General features: G+C 69.8%; 12 protein-coding genes and 2 pseudogenes. 5 read left to right on the top strand and 9 right to left on the bottom strand.

All coding sequences use genetic code 11. The features are described from left to right. Window positions 1-92: 92 nt before the first annotated feature. Entirely contained in the window at window positions 93-1598 is a 1506-nt protein-coding gene (locus B446_RS16765) for a helix-turn-helix domain-containing protein (protein ID WP_020940637.1), read from the bottom strand. A gap of 219 nt (window positions 1599-1817) precedes the next feature. Between B446_RS16765 and B446_RS16760 the strand changes: the two genes are divergently transcribed. Next, window positions 1818-2444: a hypothetical protein gene (locus B446_RS16760; protein ID WP_020940636.1), complete on the top strand. Its 627-nt coding sequence runs from the start codon at window positions 1818-1820 to the stop codon at window positions 2442-2444. 109 nt (window positions 2445-2553) lie between these two features. Further along, window positions 2554-3012, top strand: a complete 459-nt coding sequence (locus tag B446_RS16755) for a hypothetical protein (protein WP_020940635.1) — start codon at window positions 2554-2556, stop codon at window positions 3010-3012. Window positions 3013-3103: 91 nt separating this feature from the next. Here B446_RS16755 and B446_RS16750 read toward each other — a convergent pair whose 3' ends face one another. Together B446_RS16750 and B446_RS16745 are read right to left on the bottom strand one after the other, a co-directional pair. Next, a complete protein-coding gene (locus B446_RS16750; RefSeq protein WP_020940634.1) occupies window positions 3104-3745 on the bottom strand; it encodes an SIMPL domain-containing protein in 642 nt (213 codons plus the stop codon). 49 nt (window positions 3746-3794) lie between these two features. Continuing rightward, window positions 3795-4310, bottom strand: a complete 516-nt coding sequence (locus B446_RS16745; protein ID WP_043478461.1) for a DinB family protein — start codon at window positions 4308-4310, stop codon at window positions 3795-3797. A gap of 520 nt (window positions 4311-4830) precedes the next feature. Between B446_RS16745 and B446_RS16740 the strand changes: the two genes are divergently transcribed. Continuing rightward, window positions 4831-6384 carry an alpha/beta hydrolase gene (locus tag B446_RS16740; RefSeq protein WP_043475783.1) on the top strand — a complete coding sequence of 518 codons (1554 nt, stop codon included), beginning with the start codon at window positions 4831-4833 and terminating at the stop codon, window positions 6382-6384. A gap of 720 nt (window positions 6385-7104) precedes the next feature. Next, a pseudogene (locus tag B446_RS16735) lies at window positions 7105-7593 on the top strand (alpha/beta hydrolase); the annotation flags it as partial. 48 nt (window positions 7594-7641) lie between these two features. Here B446_RS16735 and B446_RS16730 read toward each other — a convergent pair. From B446_RS16730 to B446_RS16715, 4 genes are read right to left on the bottom strand one after another with little or no spacing between them, the layout of a single operon-like run. Further along, window positions 7642-8037, bottom strand: a complete 396-nt coding sequence (locus B446_RS16730; protein ID WP_020940630.1) for an immunity 7 family protein — start codon at window positions 8035-8037, stop codon at window positions 7642-7644. A 7-nt stretch (window positions 8038-8044) separates the two neighbouring features. Then, window positions 8045-12751: a putative T7SS-secreted protein gene (locus B446_RS16725; protein ID WP_020940629.1), complete on the bottom strand. Its 4707-nt coding sequence runs from the start codon at window positions 12749-12751 to the stop codon at window positions 8045-8047. 6 nt (window positions 12752-12757) lie between these two features. Continuing rightward, a complete protein-coding gene (locus B446_RS16720) occupies window positions 12758-13405 on the bottom strand; it encodes a hypothetical protein (protein ID WP_020940628.1) in 648 nt (215 codons plus the stop codon). After that, on the bottom strand, window positions 13405-13812 hold the full coding sequence (locus tag B446_RS16715) for an SseB family protein (RefSeq protein ID WP_043475780.1): 408 nt from the start codon (window positions 13810-13812) through the stop codon (window positions 13405-13407). Before B446_RS16715 ends, B446_RS16720 begins: the two co-directional genes overlap by 1 nt. A 161-nt stretch (window positions 13813-13973) precedes the next feature. Here B446_RS16715 and B446_RS38225 point away from each other — a divergent pair, with 161 nt between their 5' ends. Then, entirely contained in the window at window positions 13974-14714 is a 741-nt protein-coding gene (locus B446_RS38225; RefSeq protein WP_237751124.1) for a class I SAM-dependent methyltransferase, read from the top strand. A 21-nt stretch (window positions 14715-14735) separates the two neighbouring features. Here the strand turns inward: B446_RS38225 and B446_RS40260 are convergent. After that, a pseudogene (locus B446_RS40260) lies at window positions 14736-14915 on the bottom strand (ATP-binding protein); the annotation flags it as partial. Window positions 14916-16451: 1536 nt separating this feature from the next. Further along, window positions 16452-17384, bottom strand: coding sequence for a DUF4435 domain-containing protein (locus B446_RS39225; protein WP_158506764.1), 933 nt, complete (start codon window positions 17382-17384; stop codon window positions 16452-16454). Window positions 17385-17387: the final 3 nt, after the last annotated feature.

The following is a 17387-nucleotide window of genomic DNA, read 5'->3' as shown; positions in this document are numbered from 1 at the left end:
ACGGACGTTACGTCCCCGCGTAATCCGGGGCCCGGACGCCCGCGGATTGGTCGCGCCCCGGGTTTTCCCGGCCGTCCCACGGTAGGCGCGTCTCACGCGTCGGCGGGCACCCACTGACGCTCGCCCTGGCCGTTCGTGCCGTACCAGTAGCGGGGGAGTCCCTTGATGCCGCTGGTACGGAAGGGGCGGCCGTGGTCGTCCACGCGGACGGTGCCGGAGCGGCCCTGGGAGGACCAGTCGAGCTCCAGGTACCAGGCGCAGTCGTACGCGTCGGTCGTCGCGGTGACCAGCAGCACCTCCGGGTCCTCGGCGGACACGCGGTAGGGGAACCGCACCGCGGGGAGGGCCTTTCCGCCGTCGTTGCCGGGGCGCGCATGGGCGATCGGCCGGTCGATGTCCAGGTCCACCGAGAAGTCGCGGGGCGTCAGGCCGCCGCCGCAACCCTGCTCCATGTCGTACGCGGTGCCGGCGACCGGCGTGCCGCGGCTGACGACACGGACCCGCAGCGCCGTGAGGACGACGGCCGTGGACGACTTCCCCTGCACCGAGACCTGCACCATCGTCTGGTGCCCGTGCACCGCCCCCTGGGTCGCCGCCCACCTTTCCGCGTCCTGCTGCACCGGCGGCGGGGGCACCTGCGCCGGGTCCTTCCCGATGACGTAGTCGTGCCCGCAACCGCCCTGCCACACCTGTGAGTCGGCACTCCAGGCGAGCGGCACACCGGTCGGCGCGGGGCCGTCGCTCGTCCCGCCCGCCGACGGCCGGCCCTTCGGCCCGGCGCCGCCCGACGCCCGTACACCCGGCGAGGCGGAGGCCGAGGGCGAAGAACGGCTGGGGGACGGGCTGCCGCTCGCGGCGGCGGTGGGCCGGTGCGAGGCGCCGGCCGCCGCGGTACGGGACCGCCCGGGGTCCTTGGCGGCGGCCGGTCCGTCGTGGGGCCGGTCGGCCGGCAGCGCGGCCAGGCTGCCCAGCGTCACCAGCAGCACGGCCGCCGCGGCGGCACCGACGACGGTCCGGCGACGCCGGTACCAGGGGCCGCCGGCCGAGCGGCTCGCGTCCCGGGGGACCGCCGGCCCGGCACCGCCGGCGTCGGCACCCGGCTCGGCGTCCGCCGGCTGCGGTGAACCGTCGGCCGTGTCGGCCGACGCAGCTGCCACTGCCGGTGCGGCCGAGGTCGGTGCGGCCGTCGCACCGGCGGGTGCGGGCTCCGGTGCCACGTCGGCCGTTACGGGTGCCGCCCCCACGCCGAGGCTCGCCGTCTCCGGAGCACCAGCACCACCGGCCGTTTCCGGCTCCTGGGCCTCCTGGGCCTCGTGGGCCTCCTGGCCCTCCTCGGACCTCGGCCGCTGGCGTGCCGTCAGCGCCACCAGCCACAGGCGGTGCAGTTCGAGACGTTCCTCCGGGGTCGCCCCGCAGAAGGCGGCCATGCGCTCCACGGGGGCGTAGTCCTGCGGGACCGCGTCGCCCGCGCAGTAGCGGTGCAGCGTGGAGGTGTTCATGTTGAGACGCCGGGCCAGCGAGCCGTAGCTCCGGTCCGTGCGGTCCTTCAGCCGGCGCAGCAGCGCCGCGAACTGCTCGACGTCGTCCCCGGTCGCCACCGTTCCCCCCGTCCTGCCGTGTGTCCCCGTATCCCAGGCGGTCCATATACCTGCACGTCAGATGGGCTGGGATGGTTCCACCGTCGGCGAAGGGGCTTGTGGCGTTGCGCCGAGGCGCCCCGACGGCCAATGCTCTTGGTGTCGCACCGACCAGGCCAGGCCGACCAGCCGGCGGCGAGCGACGAACGACACCCATGCACTCATCCACGGGGGACAACCATGCCCAAGCGCACCCGAGCCGGCACGCTCCTCGCACTCGCCGTCACGGGCCTCGCCCTCGGCGCGACGCTCGCCACACCGGCCCAGGCCGCCGCGGCCCAGGCGCCCGGCTTCCTCAAAGCGGCCGATCTCCCACCGCACCCGGGCTCGGCCTGGACGGCCGGCAAGGTGACCGCCGGCGTGCCGGAGGCGGTGGAACAGGACCGCTGCCTGGGCATGGCGCTGGGCGGCGACGGCTCGGCCACCTGGTACCGGGAGTTCCACACCGACCTGGACACGAGCGCACGGCAGGTCAGCGTGCGGTTGTCCACGACGGCCGCGGCCAAGGGACGCTTCGCGCGGCTGAACAAGGACATCAGGTCCTGCGCGGCACGCGTCGAGAAGGCCGACCCGGAGACCGAGGCCAGGCTGAAGGACTACGGCGCGCTGCGCGTCGAGGAGGGCGCCCACGTGTACGGCCTGCACACGGTGACCTCCAGGGGTGCCGCCGACGTCCGGCTGCTCTCCGTCGGCCGGGACGGCAGGACCGTCACGGTCGTCGACTGGGGACAGCTCGGCGGCTTCCGGGACGCGCCGGTGAAGGCGTTCAGGAAGACGACCGTCACGGCCGTGAACAAGCTCCACTGACCGCACGACTGGGACCGCTCTCCGTCACGGGGGTGGGGAGAGCGGCCCGCGAACCACGAACAGCACGACCGACCGACTCCGAAACGACCGAGAAAACGGGGAATCACACATGAACAGCAAGACCCGCACCGTCCTGACCGCCGGCGTCCTCGCCGTCGCCCTGGGCCTGGGCGCCACCGCCCAGGCCTCCGCCGGCGCCCCGCGCAGCGTGAGCGGCAAGGCGAACGACAACATCACGCGCATCGCCGACTTCTACGGCACCTACATCGACGCGGTGTACGACGAGGACAGCGGCAAGCTCGGCGACACCCTGCGCAAGCACTACCTGACCCCGGCCTTCCAGAGGACCCTGGCGGCCTGGGAGGACCGGGAGCACGCCGACGGCGTCCTGCGCGCCCAGAACGTCCCGATCGCCTGGAAGGTCACGGACAACGGCACCGCCCGCAACCACACGGAGGCCATCGTCACCCTGACCTGGAGCCGCAACACCACCACCAAGCTGGTCGTCGACATGACCCGCGACACCCACCGGATCTACCACATCAGCGAGAAGAGCACGGGCCGCTAGCAGTCACCCGAGCCGGGCCGGCCGAAGGGCCACCCACGGATCCGCGCAGGATCCGTGGGTGGCCCTTCGTCTGCGCGCTGTGCTGCCACGCCTAGCCCGGCAGCAGACCGAACCCGAGCAGCACCGCGGCCTCGACCCGTACGGTCCCGGGCGCGAAGACGCCGTCGGACTCGGGATCGCCCCCGAGACGACCCCCGTGACTGCGCCGTCCGACCGACTCCGGGTCGACGTCCTGGATGTGCACGACGGGGCCGAGCCGCACACCGCAGGCGTCCGCGTAGACCTCGGCCTTGCGTCGTGCGGTCCCGACGGCCCTACGCCGGGCCTCGTCCCGGAGCGCGGGCTTGTCGAGCACGTCGAAGTGCACCTCGTCGACCCGGTTGGCCCCGGCCTGGACGGCGTCCTCGATCAGGAGTTCGAGCTGGTCGAGCGCTTCGGTCTGCACGGTGTACGTCGCCTCGCAGCGGTAGCCGTGGAACGTCCGTTCCGCGCCGTAACCGGCGAACTCCGACTCGAGGGCGAGGCGTGACCCGGACACCTCGGAATCGGGTATCCCGTGCTCGCGCAGCACAGCCCGCAGCCGGACGACCGCCGCACCGGCCTGCTCGAAGGCTTCCTTGGGCGTCGGCGCCACGAGGTCGACCGCAAGCTTCACCTGAGCGATCCGGGGTTCCGCAGACACGTTCCCCGCACCGAGCACACTGAGCCCCCAGGGCTCCTTGATCTCTGCCATCCGGGGATGGAATCAACAAGAGGGGCTCACCGCAACAGACTTGCGGGAGTCAGACGCCGGTCTGTCCGTCGACGAGCTCGCGCACGATATCGAGGTGACCGTTGTGGCGGGAGATCTCTTCGATGAGGTGGAGGACCACCCAGCGCAGGTCCACGTGGCGGCCGTCACCGATAGGACGCTTGGCCGTCGAGTCCAGGTCGCTGTCGGCCACCAGGCGGCGGTAACGGGCGCTCTGTTCCTCGTACTCGGCGAGAAGCCGGGGCAACGGGACGTCGACCGCCGTCCGCATCTCGGGGTCGGGGTCGTCGTCGGTAGCCGTCGCGAGCGGCCCCTCGGGCTCCTCACCGAGGAACATCACCTGAACCCAGTGATGTTCGACCCACCGCAGGTGGCTGATCAGCCCGCAGATCGTCATCAACGGTGAATTCGGGAGCGGTGCCTTGCGGGCGTCTTCCGCGGACACGCCTTCGCACTTGGCCACCGCCGTGTCACGGGCGTAGTCCAGAAAGGTGGCCAGCTGCGTACGCTCGTCCCACGTGGGAGGTGTATCGGTTCGTTGTGTCATCACGGGCGAGATTCGCACAGCCCGGAGATGGTGTCGCGTGATTTAAGGAAAGCGACGCAGACGCCCGACCGTGCCCTACTACCGCTGCTGGACAGCGACTTGGGCAGCCGGGCGAGCACCTGGGGACGGTGCACGACGATCCGGCCACGCCTGTCGTGGTCACAGGGATCGAAGAGAGGACCGCCATCGCATACCCAGCGGCCGTCTCGCTGTGGACGCGCCGTGGGACGACCCCCATCCCCCCACGCAAACGGCCCCGGACGAGAGGTCCGAGGCCGAGCAGAAGCCCTTGAACCTGCGACACCCGCTTTAGGAATTCGATCCGAGTCCGATCCGACTGCAGCCGTCGACTGGTGTGAGGGCTGGGGAGAGCTGCTGGCGTACATGCCCATGTCGGAGGCGGCTTGTATCCTGCACGCATTCGACGATCGGACGATCACGGATACGGGCATGCGGGCATGCGGGCATGCGGGCATGCGGGCACGGGGCGGGCGCCCAGGGGCGGGACGCGGGGAATTCGATGAGTGACGCACATCCGAAACAAAGCCGCAGACCGAGCCTCTCGCTCGGCGCGCGCATCATCGCCGTGGTCGTCCTCGCCGCGATCGGGGCCGTAAGCGCCTGGCTCCAGCACGACGCTCCCGGCCGGAGTGCGGAGCCGCGTACGGAGTTCACCGCGCACAACCCGCCCGCCGGTCTGCCCACCGCGCTCACCACCGGCCAGCACCTCCACTGGTCCAGCTGCACCTCGCCGCCCTCCGCGCGTACGGGCTACGACTGCGCGACCATGAAGGCCCCCCTCGACTACCGGAAACCGGACGGCAGGACGATCGACGTCGCCCTGATCCGCCGCAAGGCCACCGGCCCGAACGCCCGGCGCATCGGCTCGCTCGTCTTCAATTTCGGCGGCCCCGGCGTGTCCGGCGTGAGCGGACTGCCCGACTTCCTCAACCAGTACGAGTCGCTCCTCGACCGTTACGACCTGGTCTCCTTCGACCCGCGCGGCGTCGGCGCGACCATCCCCGTGCGCTGCGGGAAGACCGCGGACGACACCGGTTACGACGGCGACGACGCCTGCGTCAAGCACTCCGGGGCGCTCCTCCCGTACATCGGCACCTCGCACACCGCGCGTGACCTCGACCTGATGCGCTACCTCCTCGGCGACGAGCGGCTGCACTACTTCGGCGTCTCGTACGGAACGGCGCTCGGTGCGGTCTACGCCCACCTGTACCCGTCGCACGTCGGACGGCTCGTCCTCGAAGCGTCCATCGATCCGACCGAGGACCTCGACGAGAAGAAGCTGTCGCAGGTCAAGGCGGTCCAGGCGGCGTTCGACCGGTTCGCCGTGCACTGCGCGGCCCATATCCGCCACTGCCCGACCGGCGACGGGCCCGATGAGGCCGCGCGACGCATGGCGCGCCTGGCCGACCGCCTGGAGAAGAAACCCGCCCCGGCCGGCGGTGGAAGGCACCTCGACGCCGACGACCTCGCGTACGCCGTCAGCGAGCATCTCCGCCTCGGCACGGACGGCTGGTCGCCACTCGCCAAGGCCCTCACCGCGCTGATCGACCACAACGACGGCCGTCCGCTGAGCAAGGGCGCGGACGACATCGGCTCCGCCGACCGCGCGGCGGCCCCACGCGACAACAGCCGCGTCGCCCATACGGCGATCACCTGCGCGGACTCCAGCCTGCGCCCCGGCCTTGAACGCCTCGACCGGGACGAGGCCCGCATCAAAGCCGCCTCACCTGTCTTCGGCGCGGCCTGGTCCACCGGCGTCTACCTCTGCTACGGCTGGCCGTTCGACGGCGAGCGCACCACGCCCCAGGTGAACGCCGACGGCGCGGCCCCCGTCCTGGTGGTCGGCGGCACCGGCGACCCGATCACCCCCTACCCCGGCGCCCGCCACATGGCCCGCGCCCTGGGCGACGGTGTCGGCGTGCTCCTGACGGCCCAGGAGGAGGGCCACGGCACGTATTCGCAGAACCGCTGCGTCAAGAAGACGGTCGACCAATACCTCCGCACGGGCCGCACGCCGGCCCCTGGGACGGTTTGCCGGGGCAGCATGTCCTGAGGCCCGTACGGATCCACCGGGCAACGCAGCAACAGCGCATCGAGCTTGCGCTCGCGTGCAACAAGCAAGAAGGCGTTCACCGACTTCGCCTAGCGCTGTGTGCGATGCCCGAGCGGTCGCGCCGATCCTCATCGCCCACAGGGCGATCGCCCCGACTGCCTGGAGGCCTGGCAGCTGTGCTCGGCTTGGCGTGGGTCGGAACACATTGCCGCGCCCGTGGTTGAGGAGGGGAAGCGATGTCGACCACCGCCCAGGAGTCCGCACACGGGCGTGACGCTGAGCAGTCCCCCCGCCGCGCAACGGACAGGGGCCCGGGTCGGCATCGCCGATGTCAGAGGTGGTTGTCAAAGGCCCCGGACCGTGATCGGTCCGGGGCCTTTGCACTGGTGCCCCCGGCAGGATTCGAACCTGCGACACCCGCTTCAGGAGAGGGCCTATGACGTCCCCTGTCTGTGATGGTCTCTCCCTGGCTTCACCGTTCCTACTGGTCAGCGGGGTGCAGCCTTCCGCCCTTGCCTGATCGTTCCCCGTCTTTACTCGGCCTCCCGTTCCCATGACGTTCCCGCAGAGCTTCCACGCACCCTTGGAAACGAGGGGCTGGGGAGTCCGCTGAGGTCAGCCGCGGTCGACGAAGCGGTGAGCACCGCGCACCTCTTGGGGGCGACGCGACACCAGTCGGCAGGCGAGGCGCGCTCCGCACGGCCGTCAGGCCCCTGGTGTGACGGCTCACCACTGCTGTCGCTCGCGGACGACTACAACGAGCGGGACTCCTCGGGCCACTACGGCACGACGAGCCACGCCCAACGGGTCATATCGTGCCTGGACGACAGGCAGCGGCCCACTCCTGCCGAGACGAAGAGGCTGCTGCCCCGGTTCGAGCGGATCTCCCCGGTCTTCGCGGACTTCCTCGGCTGGGACACGGCCGGGTGGTGCCACGACTGGCCGGTGGCCGGGCAGTACGACACCCCGGAGGTGAGCGCGCCGGGCGCGGCGCCGATCCTGCTGGTCGGCAACACCGGCGACCCGGCGACCCCGTACGAGGGCGCCCGCAGGATGGCCGACGAGCTGGGCAGAGGCGTGGGCGTGGAACTCACCTGGAAGGGCGAGGGCCACGGCGCCTACGGCAGCGGCAGCGACTGCGTCGACTCCGCGGTGGACGCCTACCTGCTGACCGGGACGGTGCCGAAAAACGGGACGGTCTGTTCATGACGGCGGGGTCCCGGGTGCGACACCCACCCGGGACCCATGAGCCGCGGGTCAGTCCTCGATGACCGGGCGGACCGGTGACAGGAAGGGATCGAGCCGGTCCTGGATCTGCCCCCTGGCCATGACGCGCACCCGGAAGGCTCCCGGGCCCGGCGGGTGGTCCATGTCCGCGGAGCGCTCGTAGAGCAGGCCCCAGGAGCCGGGGAAGCGGTGAGCGATGAAGTGGATCAGGGCGTCCAGTTCCTCGGCCTCGTCACGGCGCCGGTTCACCAGGCCGTCGGTGCGCACGAAGTACTCCCCATTGTGGATCTTCAGCGTCGCCTCGCCGGTCGCCCAGTCGATGCGGTCGATGGCTGCCCGCAGTTCGGTCACTCCCTCTTCGAGGGTTCCCGTGTCCGCTTCTTCGGGGGACTCGGCGATGCCGAACCAGCCATGGAACTCGTACATGTGCCTCTCACAGCGGTTTCGTGTCGATCACGGGCTCGATCCCGTACCGCCTGCCGTACTCCTGGAGCTTGGCGATCACTCCGGGACCCGGCTCGCCGTCGAAGTGGAAGTAAGGAGTGCGGCCGGATTGTATCGCGTACTCGAATGTGGCCTTTGCCTGGTTTCTGAGGGCGCTGCCCATCTGCATGCCCCCCGGTTTCGACTGCGCCACGTAGTCGTCGCTGATCGCGTCGATCTCCCGGCCCTTCGGGTCGTGCTCGAACTTCACCCGGGACTCGCCGCCGAGCCGCTCGGCCAGAGCGTCTGCGGCGGGGTCGGGCTTGTTGACCTTGACGAGGTTGCCGAGGCCGCCGTTGTTCTCGTACGGAGCGAGGCCGAGCGGGTCGCTGGTGGTGTGCGGGTTGTGCACGTAGCCGGCCGGGTCGGGGGCGGGCGCCAGACCGAGCGGGTCCGGGGTGACATAGCGGGCGGTCTGCGGGTCGTAGTAGCGGTGGTGGTTGTAGTGCAGTCCGGTCTCGGGGTCGAAGTACTGCCCGGGGAAGCGCAGGGGGGTGTACGCGGTCGCGGTCGCGTTCCACGTGGTGATGCCCCACAGCGTGGTGCGGCTGTGCCAGGCGATGCGGCCCTGTTCGTCGATGAGCTCGGTGGGGGTGCCGATCAGGTCGGTGGCGACGGCGAAGAAGCGGGCGTCGATCTCGTCCTGCGTGGCCGCGTCGGTGAGCCGCTCGGTCTGGGCGACGGGTGCCAGACCATCGTAGTCCCAGGTGAGGGTGGTGCGGTGGGGCACCTGACCGGTCGGGGTCGTGGACTGCTCGGCCAGGACGGGGCCGTCCCAGACGAACTCGGTGCGTTCGACGACCCGATCGCCTTCGGCCGAGAGCCGCTCCTTTGCCGTGCGGCGGCCCAGCGGGTCGTAGCGGTACCGCCAGACGGTGCCGTCCGGCGTGGTCACGGAGGTGAGCCGGTCTTCGGCGTCGTAGGCGTAGTGCCAGGTGTCGGGCTTGCGGGACAGCCTGGTCCGTGTGCGCCGGACCAGCCGCCCGGCCTCGTCGTAGGCGTACCGGTTGGCGCCGGCTCCCATGATGCAGGTGCCCTCGTACACCCGCTCACCCTGGGCGTCGGCACCCGCGTGCGCGTCGGGCCAGCGCGCCGCCGTCGCCCGGCCGCCCTCGTGGTCGTAGGCGTACGTCTCGCTCCACCGGTCGGCGACGACGCCGGTGACCCGGCCGGCCGGGTCGAGGGCGAAGCGACGCCGGCCGCGCAGGGTGTCGTCCATGCCGACCAGGTGTCCGTTGCGGTCGTAGGCGTAACTGCGGCGGCTGACGCTCCGGTCGCCGTGGGCGACCTCCTGCCCGGTGATCCTCCCGGACTCGTCCCAGCACGAGGTGAGGGTGAGCGCCTCCCCGAAGTTCCGGGACAGCTCGTGGCCGGCCACGTCCCGGGTGAACGCGACCTCGTGTCCGCCGGCCGTCAGCCGGACGGTGCGTCCGGCGGCGTCGTGCGCGTACGACGTCACCTGCCCGCCGGGGGTGATCCTCCGGGTCCGGCGGCCCGCCGCGTCGTACGCGAAGGTGAGTGGACGGCCGTCGGACAGCTCCGCCTTGACGCGACCACATCGGTCGTACTGGTAGGCGAGTTCGCCGTCGGGGCCGACGGCCTGCAGGAGACGTCCGGCCGGGTCGTAGGTGTAGGACGTGACGGCACCCGCCGCGTCCTTGCGGACCACCCTGCCCCGCACATCCCGTTCGTAGCGGACGGTGGCCCCCAGCGGGGTTGTCCGCGAGGAGACGTGACCGAGCGGGTCGACCTCGTAGCGAGTGGTGCGCCCGTCGAAGTCGGTCTCCTCGACCAGTCGGCCCGCGCCGTCGTAGCGGTAGCTCCACCGCAGACCACAGGGGTTGGTGACCGAGGTCAGGCGCAGCTCGGTGTCGTGGACGAACGCGTGGCGGGTGCCGTCGGGGTCGACGCGGGCGACGAGAAGGTCGAAATGTGTGTACTCGAAGCGGGTGGTGGCACCCAGAGCGTCGGTGTGGGAGAGGCAGTTGCCCTCTCCGTCGTACGTCCAGCACTCGGTCGCGCCGTCGGGGTGGGTGACGCGGGCGGGGTGGCCCTCGGGTGTCCAGTCGTAGGACGTGGTGTTCCCGCCCGGGTCGGTCTTCTCGACGATGCGGCCGAAGGCGTCACGTCGGTAGGTCGTCGAGCCGCCGACCGGATCCCTGCGCTCCACCAGGAGCCCCGCCGGGTCGTGGCGCAGGTGGGTGACCGCTCCGAGGGGGTCGGTCACCGAAGTGAGATGGCCCCGCTCGTCGTACGTGTACCGCGTGGTGCGGTCGGCCGGGTCGGTGACCGCGGTACGCCGGCCGCGCTCGTCGAACTGCTGGCGCCAGCGGGTCCCGCCCGGCAGGCTGAGCTCGACCGGCAGGCCCAGGCCGTCGTACGACGCCCGCTGCACACTGCCGTCGGGGTGCGTGACGCTCACGAGCCGGCCGGCGTCGTCGTACGCGAACTCCGTCCGGGCGCCGAGCGCGTCGGTGCGGGCGAGCACACGGTTGTAGCGGTCCTGCGTGGTGCACGTCGTCGCCCCCGTGGGGTCGGTCTCGGCGACCACCTGGAAGCGGTGGTTCACGGCGTACCGCCATGTGTGGCCCAGGGAGTCGGTGACGGTGGTGGTGCGCAGGCCGGTGCCGGGATCCGGCTCGCTGTAGTGGAACTCGGAGGCCAGGTGTCCTTCGGCACCGGTCTGGCTGACGCACCGGTCCTGGTCGTCGTAGACGAACGTGTAGCGGGATCCGTTGGTGTCGGTCCAGGCGAGGATGCGGCCCTCGCCGTCGTACTCGAAGCGGGTGGGGACGCCGGAGGACCGGCTGACCTCGGTGAGGTGGCCGTCCGTGTAGCCGTAGCGGACCAGTTCGGTGCCCTGGGCGCTGAGTGCGGTGATCCGGCCGTTCTCGGTGCTGAACTCCAGGCGGTAGCCACCGGAGTGGGTGAGCGCGAGCGGGTCGCCGAACTCGCCGTACTCGGCGGTGACGGTACGCCCCTGCCGGTCGGTGATCTCGGCCAGCGGAGCCGTGCCGTCACCGCCCGGTTCGACGCCGGGCGGGGCGAGGAAATGGCGGATCAGGCCGGTCTCGGGATCGGTGAGCGTGTAGCCGCCGTCCGCGTGGCGCTCCAACGGGTGGCGGGGGCCCGCCTCGGGCAGGACCGGGGTGCCGGGCGCCGGATGCGGGAAGTACAGCAGAACGTTGTTCTCGCCGTGGAAGACGACGCCGATCGCGTCCACCGTCAGCCGCTGGTCGATCGTCGAGGACCAGGTGGGCCCGAACCAGCGCCCACCCCGGTAGGACGACTCGAAGTCGCGCCGGAAGTCCAGGGGCAGGGAGCCGGGCAGCGAGACGTCCACCTGCGGCAGGAACATACGGCCGGTGGCGAAGTCGACCGGCTCGCGGCCGGAGCACTTGACCTTCGGAGGACGGCTCGGATCGGCGACGTCGTCCGCGCGCCGCGCTCCGGAGCCGGCGTCTTCCAGCCCTTCCGCGCGCCGTGCCGCGTTCGCCGCGTCGGCCAGCTCCTCGGCGGCCCGCGCGCCCTTCACCCCAGCGCCCGCACCTCCGGTGGCCACGGTGAGGACGACGTCGGGGACCAGCCGCCCGAAGCCCTCGGCGGGATCCTTCATGAAGTCGCCCAGCATCTGCTTGCCGGCGCCCCAGGGGTCGTTGGCCACCTGGACCAGGCCGGCCGCCGTGCTGTTGAGCGACATCGCGTACTCGGCGGGGTGCGTGAGGTTGTACGGGTCCATGGGGTCGAGACCGCGGACGAAGTTGACGAGCCCCACGGTGCCCTTGACGATGCCGCCGCCGAAGTGGGTCTGCATGATGTCCAGCTCGTCCAGGCCGTCGCCGGCCTGTTCGGCGTACGACGGCTTCGGCGGGGCGGCGTCGCGGGCACGGGTGATGGCAGAACGGGCGGTCTCGGCGGCGGCGTTGCGCTGCCGGCGCGCCTCGGCGAGGAGCTCCTGCGCCTCCTTCCGCACGCCCTCGCCGGGATCCGGGAACGTGTCCCCCGGTTTCGGCGGCAGTTGCGACAGGTCGCGCTTGTCGGCGGGCTGGGCGTTGTAGTGCGTGACGGCCTTGTTGTAGTCCTCGACCTTCCGGTTGTGCGCGTCCGCGGCGTCCTGGGACGCCTTCTCCGCCTGCTTCCACTTGTCGATGGCGAGCTGCGCCTGGCCTTGCGCCCAGGTGACCGTGTCGGCGAACGCCTCCAGCGCTTTGGCGGCATCCTCGAAGGCGTCGGCGCCCTTGTACCACTTGGGCGGCTGGATCTTCACCGCGCTTCGGAAGGCGTCGGCCGCCTGGCCCTTCAGCGAGTCCGAGTCGAGGCCCTCGAGCCCGAGGCCGACGTTGTTGAACCCCTTCTGGAACGCCCGCAGATGGCCGGCGGTGGAGCGGAGAGTGCCGGGACTGCCGTAGATCAGCTTCGTCTTGTCCTCGGTCTGTCCGAGGTCCATCTCGTCGACCTCGGCGCCCAAGCGGTTGGCGACCGAGCGGGACTTCTCCCGTACCCAGTCCGCGCCGGACTCCCAGCCCACGTCGTCGAGCCGGTCGGCACTCCAGTCGCCGACGTCCTCGACCCGGTTGCCGGCCCACTCGGTGGCGCCCTCGACCGCGTTCTCCACGGAGTCGGGCGTGATGTCACTGATGAAGTCGCCGATTCCCACGACCGGTCACCCCCCGTTGTTCTCCTGCTGCTGGGCCGCGCGTTCCTCGGGCGACGGCCCGAAGGTCTTGTCCACCGCCTGGTCGAAGTCCTTCTGGTCCACACCCAGGAGGTCGTTGAGCATGCGGGACTGCTGCCCGCCGCGCCCCTCGGTCAGCAGGTCGCGCCCGGTGTCCTTCCAGGTCTGCTCGATGTCGTCGCCTGCCCGCCGGAAGGATTCCGGGCTGTAGTCCGGGTGGATCCAGTCGGGGGTGAACACATCGCCCCAGCTCTGCTGTCCGATCTCCTCCTCGGAGGCATGCGGATCGCCGCCGGCGAGAGCGTTCACGCCGACCTTCAGCGAGGTCCCGACGTACTGGTCCTCCTCCCACAGCACACCGGCCGCCAGCCCGAGCTTCGCGGCGATGGCGTTGGCGTCGTGGATGAGCGCCCGGACGCCCCACTCCCAGCGCTCGCAGTAATCCTCGAAGTCGACGGAAAGACCGTGGTGGCCGGCCTCCATGCCGGTCATCGCCAAGTCGGAGAAACCCTTGCCGAGGACGGCGCCCGTGGCGGAGCCGATGTCCTTGAGCTCCCCGATGGCGTCCCGCAGTCCCTGGGTGAGACGGCGGACGCTGAACTCGTCGACGTGCAGGTCCTTGGCGCTGTCTCCCATCAGTGCCCACCTTCCCTTGCCTCGGCGTCCACCGATACGGCTTCGGGCACGATGCCCACGACGGGCGGGAAGAGCATCGCCCCGTCCTCGTCCGCCACGTCGACCGCGACACCGGCCGGCTCGGCCATCGCCGGAATGATCTCGTCGAGCAACCTGGCACCGAGCAGTACGGCGTACTCCCATGCCCGGTCGCCAGGACCCTGGCGGCTCAGGAACCGGGCCAGTGCGTCCTCGTCGGTGAAGGCACAGACCCAGCGGACCCCGCGGAAGTGTGCCGTCCACAGGCCGTCGCCGCCCAGCGGCACGAGCAGGGGCGCTCGCCGCAACTCGCCCACGAGAGCTCGCGGATCCCCCGTCCCGGCTCGTCTCTCGGCTATCCGCTCCGCAAGGGTGGCTCCGTTCCCCACCGCAACCTCCGCCCCGTCGACGCCTGGATGCTTCCAGCACCGTAGGACAACACGCATATGAGGAACAGGCGGTTGCCGCCCCGCTGTCTCCACCTCGAGGTGGAGCTCAACTCTCCACCTCAGGGCCGGTCCGCTGTCCCGCATCCGTCTGGTGCAATGAAGTGGTGATTGCCACGTTGCCTCGGGAACGGCCCAGCCCCGTGAGCAAACCGGTCCCACCGGCGGAAACGGCTGCGGTCTTCCGCGCCTTCGCCCGCGACCTGGCTGCCGGCCGCCGCCTCTGGGACGCCGACACCGCTCGCTTCATCGCGGCCCGGTTCGACCAGTTGGCCGCCGAGTGGGACAGCACCCGCGCCACCGGACGGGACGACCCGCTGCGCGACGCACTGCGACGAGGCGGCCCGATCCCCGACAGGAGATGCCTGGAACTCGGATCCGGCACCGGCCTGTACACCGGACTGCTGCAACACGCCTTCCGGCGTGTGATCAGTCTGGACCTCTCCGAGCAGATGCTCTGCCGGGCCTCAGGACGCTCGCCCTGGCGGGTGCGGGCGGATGCCGGTGCGCTTCCGCTCGCGGACGGGCAGGTCGCGGCGGTCGCTGCCATCGACATGCTGTTGTTCCCCCCGGAAACGGCACGCGTGCTGGCCCAGGACGGCGTGCTCCTGTGGATCAACCAGCTCGGCGAGGACGGCCCGCTGTATCTGCCCGCGACCGCTGTGGCGGCCGCTCTGCCGGGAGAGTGGCACAGCGTCGAGGCGGATGCCGGGTGGGGCAGCTGGGCGTCCTGCGCCGAGCGTGACGCGAAGTGCCGTGTCGACGGCAGAAGCCCACGGCACCCGACCGGGTCGGATGCCGTGGGCTTCGTCAGTCTCGCTGGGGGCGGGACCGGTGATCAGTAGACCGGCGTGTGAGCGCCCTCCTTACAAGGGACGTCGTCCGGTGACCGCACCGGCCGGGTCGTCCAGCAGGGCGATGCGGGCGGTGATGCGTTTGCCGACCGGTTCCCGCTGCGCTTCGAAGCCCTGGCAGACCGCCATGACGATCTCCAGGCCATGCTGGCGTGAATCTTCAGCTTCTTCGCGAGGCGGCGGTATCGCTGGCTGACGCTTGCGGGCACGAGTGGGTCGGAGCTGTCGGCTTCACCGGAGAACACGAAGGCATCACGGGCGAGTTCACCGCCGAGCGCCTTGCAGCGTTCCTCGGCGCGGGCTCGGTGGGCGGCGAGGACGGAACGCGTGATCACGTCGATGGCCTGCTTGCGACGCTGGTGGGTTTTGGTGTCCTTGATCCTGCGACCGTTGTTGGAGTGCTTCACGAAGAGTTCGAGGCGGTCGAGGTTGATGTCCGACCAGCGCAGAGCGCACATCTCGCCGCGGCGTGAGCCGGTGACCATCGTCATGAACAGGAACGTTCCCCAGTCCAGGTCTCGCTGCCAGGCAGTGTTCAGAACTAGAACTGCCTCTTCGGGGGTGGGCGGATCGGGGTTCGGCTTGGGCTGGGATGGCGGCTCGGCGAGGGCCGCCACGTTCGTCGTCACGTAGCCCCAGCGCAGGCCGCGGTTGAGCGCAGGCCGCAAGATGAAGTGAACCTTGCGGACTGAGTTTGCGGAGAGCGGCTCGCAGACGTGCTTCCGCTTCGTCTTGGGGTCGGCCTTGCCGTTGCGCCGGCCTTCGCACTGTTCCTGACATTGCCGGAGGCGGGCGTAGAACAGCTCCAGCATCTCGGCGGTCAGCTTGCCCGCCTTGAGGTCGCCGAACGTCGGCTTGAGGTAGTTGCGGATGATGCCCTCGGCCCGCTCGTACGACGTCTCGTCGAGCTCGGCGACGCCCAGCCACCGGTCGAGCAGGAACGACATGGTCACCTGGGTCTTGGGGTGGCGGTTCTCGTCGACCTGGTGGAGGAGCTTCGTGCGGGCCTTCTCGGCCTCGGCCTCCGTGTCGGCCTGCTCGTGGAGGTAGAGGTCCTTCTTCGTGAGCGGGTCACGTCCGGCGTAGACCCGGACCTGGAAGCCGGCCCCGTTGGGGCGGATGCTGCCGCGCTGACGTCGCTTGCTCTTGGTGTTCGCCATGGTTCTGGAACCTATTCATGGTTAATGCCATGGCTACGACGAACAGCGCGCCTACCTCAGAGAGGTAAACGCGCTGGTCAGACCTTGTGCCCCCGGCAGGATTCGAACCTGCGACACCCGCTTTAGGAGTTCGATCGCTCCACGGCACCGTCGGGGAGCCACCCGGCCACGCTGGCCGTGCCGGACCGCCTAAGAGTGCTGGCGTCCGGCGTCGTTGATGTCACTCGTGGATGTCAGAACGGGGCAACCGCGTGCGTCGGCACGATGGTTCCGTGGTTGACCTGGAACGCATCAAAGCAGAAACCGTGGCGTACTTCAAAGCACTCGATGAAGCCGCCCCAGCGGCACCACTTCCGCCACGCTGACGAGGGGGAGGCCATCGAGGCCGTCCGTGACCGCGGTGAGTCGGTCGTCATAGCAGGCCGAGCTGACCGCAGCCGGCCAGCTCCACCGGTACAGCTGGGAGGACCTGGAGGACGAGCACGACTTTCTGACAGACCAGGCGATCGATCTGAAGAGGATCCGCTGGAAGCTGCCCGAGCCATCGTTCGTTCAGGGTGTCAGCGTTTCAGGGCACCTCCCCCAGGTGGTCCTCCGCTGCTGCCCGTGCCTGCGGCACTCCTGGGTGGTTTATTCGAGTGGTTCCACAATTAAACAAGCTCCCTTCCGGGGAACGCAGCACGGAATGAATCTGACCATAGAGTCGAGTTGACGCGAGCTCTGCACAAGAGAGGGCTCCTCGCATGGCACGCTCCAGCATGTCCTTGCTTACTCGTCCACCCCAGTGTGCCTGCATCAAATATGCCAGCACGGAGTTGAGGTCGTGGCCACAGCAGTACTCTGAGGAATTTGCTACGGACGCCATTTCCGTCTCGAAGAGCGCCAGAACATGAGCTTTGTCATTCTGGCTGATGCGCGCCTTCTTCGACCGCTTCAGACACAGGTCAAATAGCTGGTTGGTGTCGACAGCGTCACCTGACTCACGCACTACTTCCTTGATCGGTGTCCCAGCAACGCGTAGGCCCCATCCGTGATCGTACGAGAGCTTGCGGAGCACACCGAGAGGAAGAGCAAGTCTGACCGCTGCATCTGCCGGTGAAGCAAGTTTGTGAATACTGAGAAACTCCCGTACCTTTTCGCGATCGCAGAAGGCCGAAACAATTCGGCGGCAAACGGTACCCGAGAAGAAGACCGTGGCATCTATGTCATAGAAGTCAGTCCGGGCGGCCAACGAGCTTATCGAATGACGCGACTTATTCCAGTCTCGATCTACGAGTGCTCCAACATTGCGAAGTCCCTGTTGCTCAACCAGGCTGATCGCAACGACAACGGAATCTTTTCCGTATCCCGGAACCGTTTCACATGCGTCTTCCTGGAGATGGGGATCCAGGACTGCACAGTCGGAGTCACCTTCGCAAATCAGGTATCTACGGTCACTGGAACCAGCGCCCAAGAGGATGAGGTAGGAGAATAGGTCGTCGCCCGTGAGATTCTGCAGCATCCC

The organism is Streptomyces collinus Tu 365, from assembly GCF_000444875.1.
Taxonomy (GTDB): Bacteria; Actinomycetota; Actinomycetes; order Streptomycetales; family Streptomycetaceae; genus Streptomyces; species Streptomyces collinus_A.
Note: the sequence above shows the minus strand (reverse complement) of the source record. Positions and strands in the feature narration are given on the sequence as shown.

Excerpts from the sequence above, each read along its gene's own strand:
- B446_RS16760 (WP_020940636.1), top strand. The coding sequence starts at position 1,818 with ATGCCCAAGCGCACCCGAGCCGGCACGCTCCTCGCACTCGCCGTCACG.
- B446_RS16740 (WP_043475783.1), top strand. The coding sequence starts at position 4,831 with ATGAGTGACGCACATCCGAAACAAAGCCGCAGACCGAGCCTCTCGCTC.
- B446_RS16730 (WP_020940630.1), bottom strand. The coding sequence starts at position 8,037 with ATGTACGAGTTCCATGGCTGGTTCGGCATCGCCGAGTCCCCCGAAGAA.
- B446_RS16720 (WP_020940628.1), bottom strand. The coding sequence starts at position 13,405 with ATGGGAGACAGCGCCAAGGACCTGCACGTCGACGAGTTCAGCGTCCGC.
- B446_RS16745 (WP_043478461.1), bottom strand. The coding sequence starts at position 4,310 with ATGACACAACGAACCGATACACCTCCCACGTGGGACGAGCGTACGCAG.
- B446_RS16755 (WP_020940635.1), top strand. The coding sequence starts at position 2,554 with ATGAACAGCAAGACCCGCACCGTCCTGACCGCCGGCGTCCTCGCCGTC.
- B446_RS16750 (WP_020940634.1), bottom strand. The coding sequence starts at position 3,745 with ATGGCAGAGATCAAGGAGCCCTGGGGGCTCAGTGTGCTCGGTGCGGGG.
- B446_RS39225 (WP_158506764.1), bottom strand. The coding sequence starts at position 17,384 with ATGCTGCAGAATCTCACGGGCGACGACCTATTCTCCTACCTCATCCTC.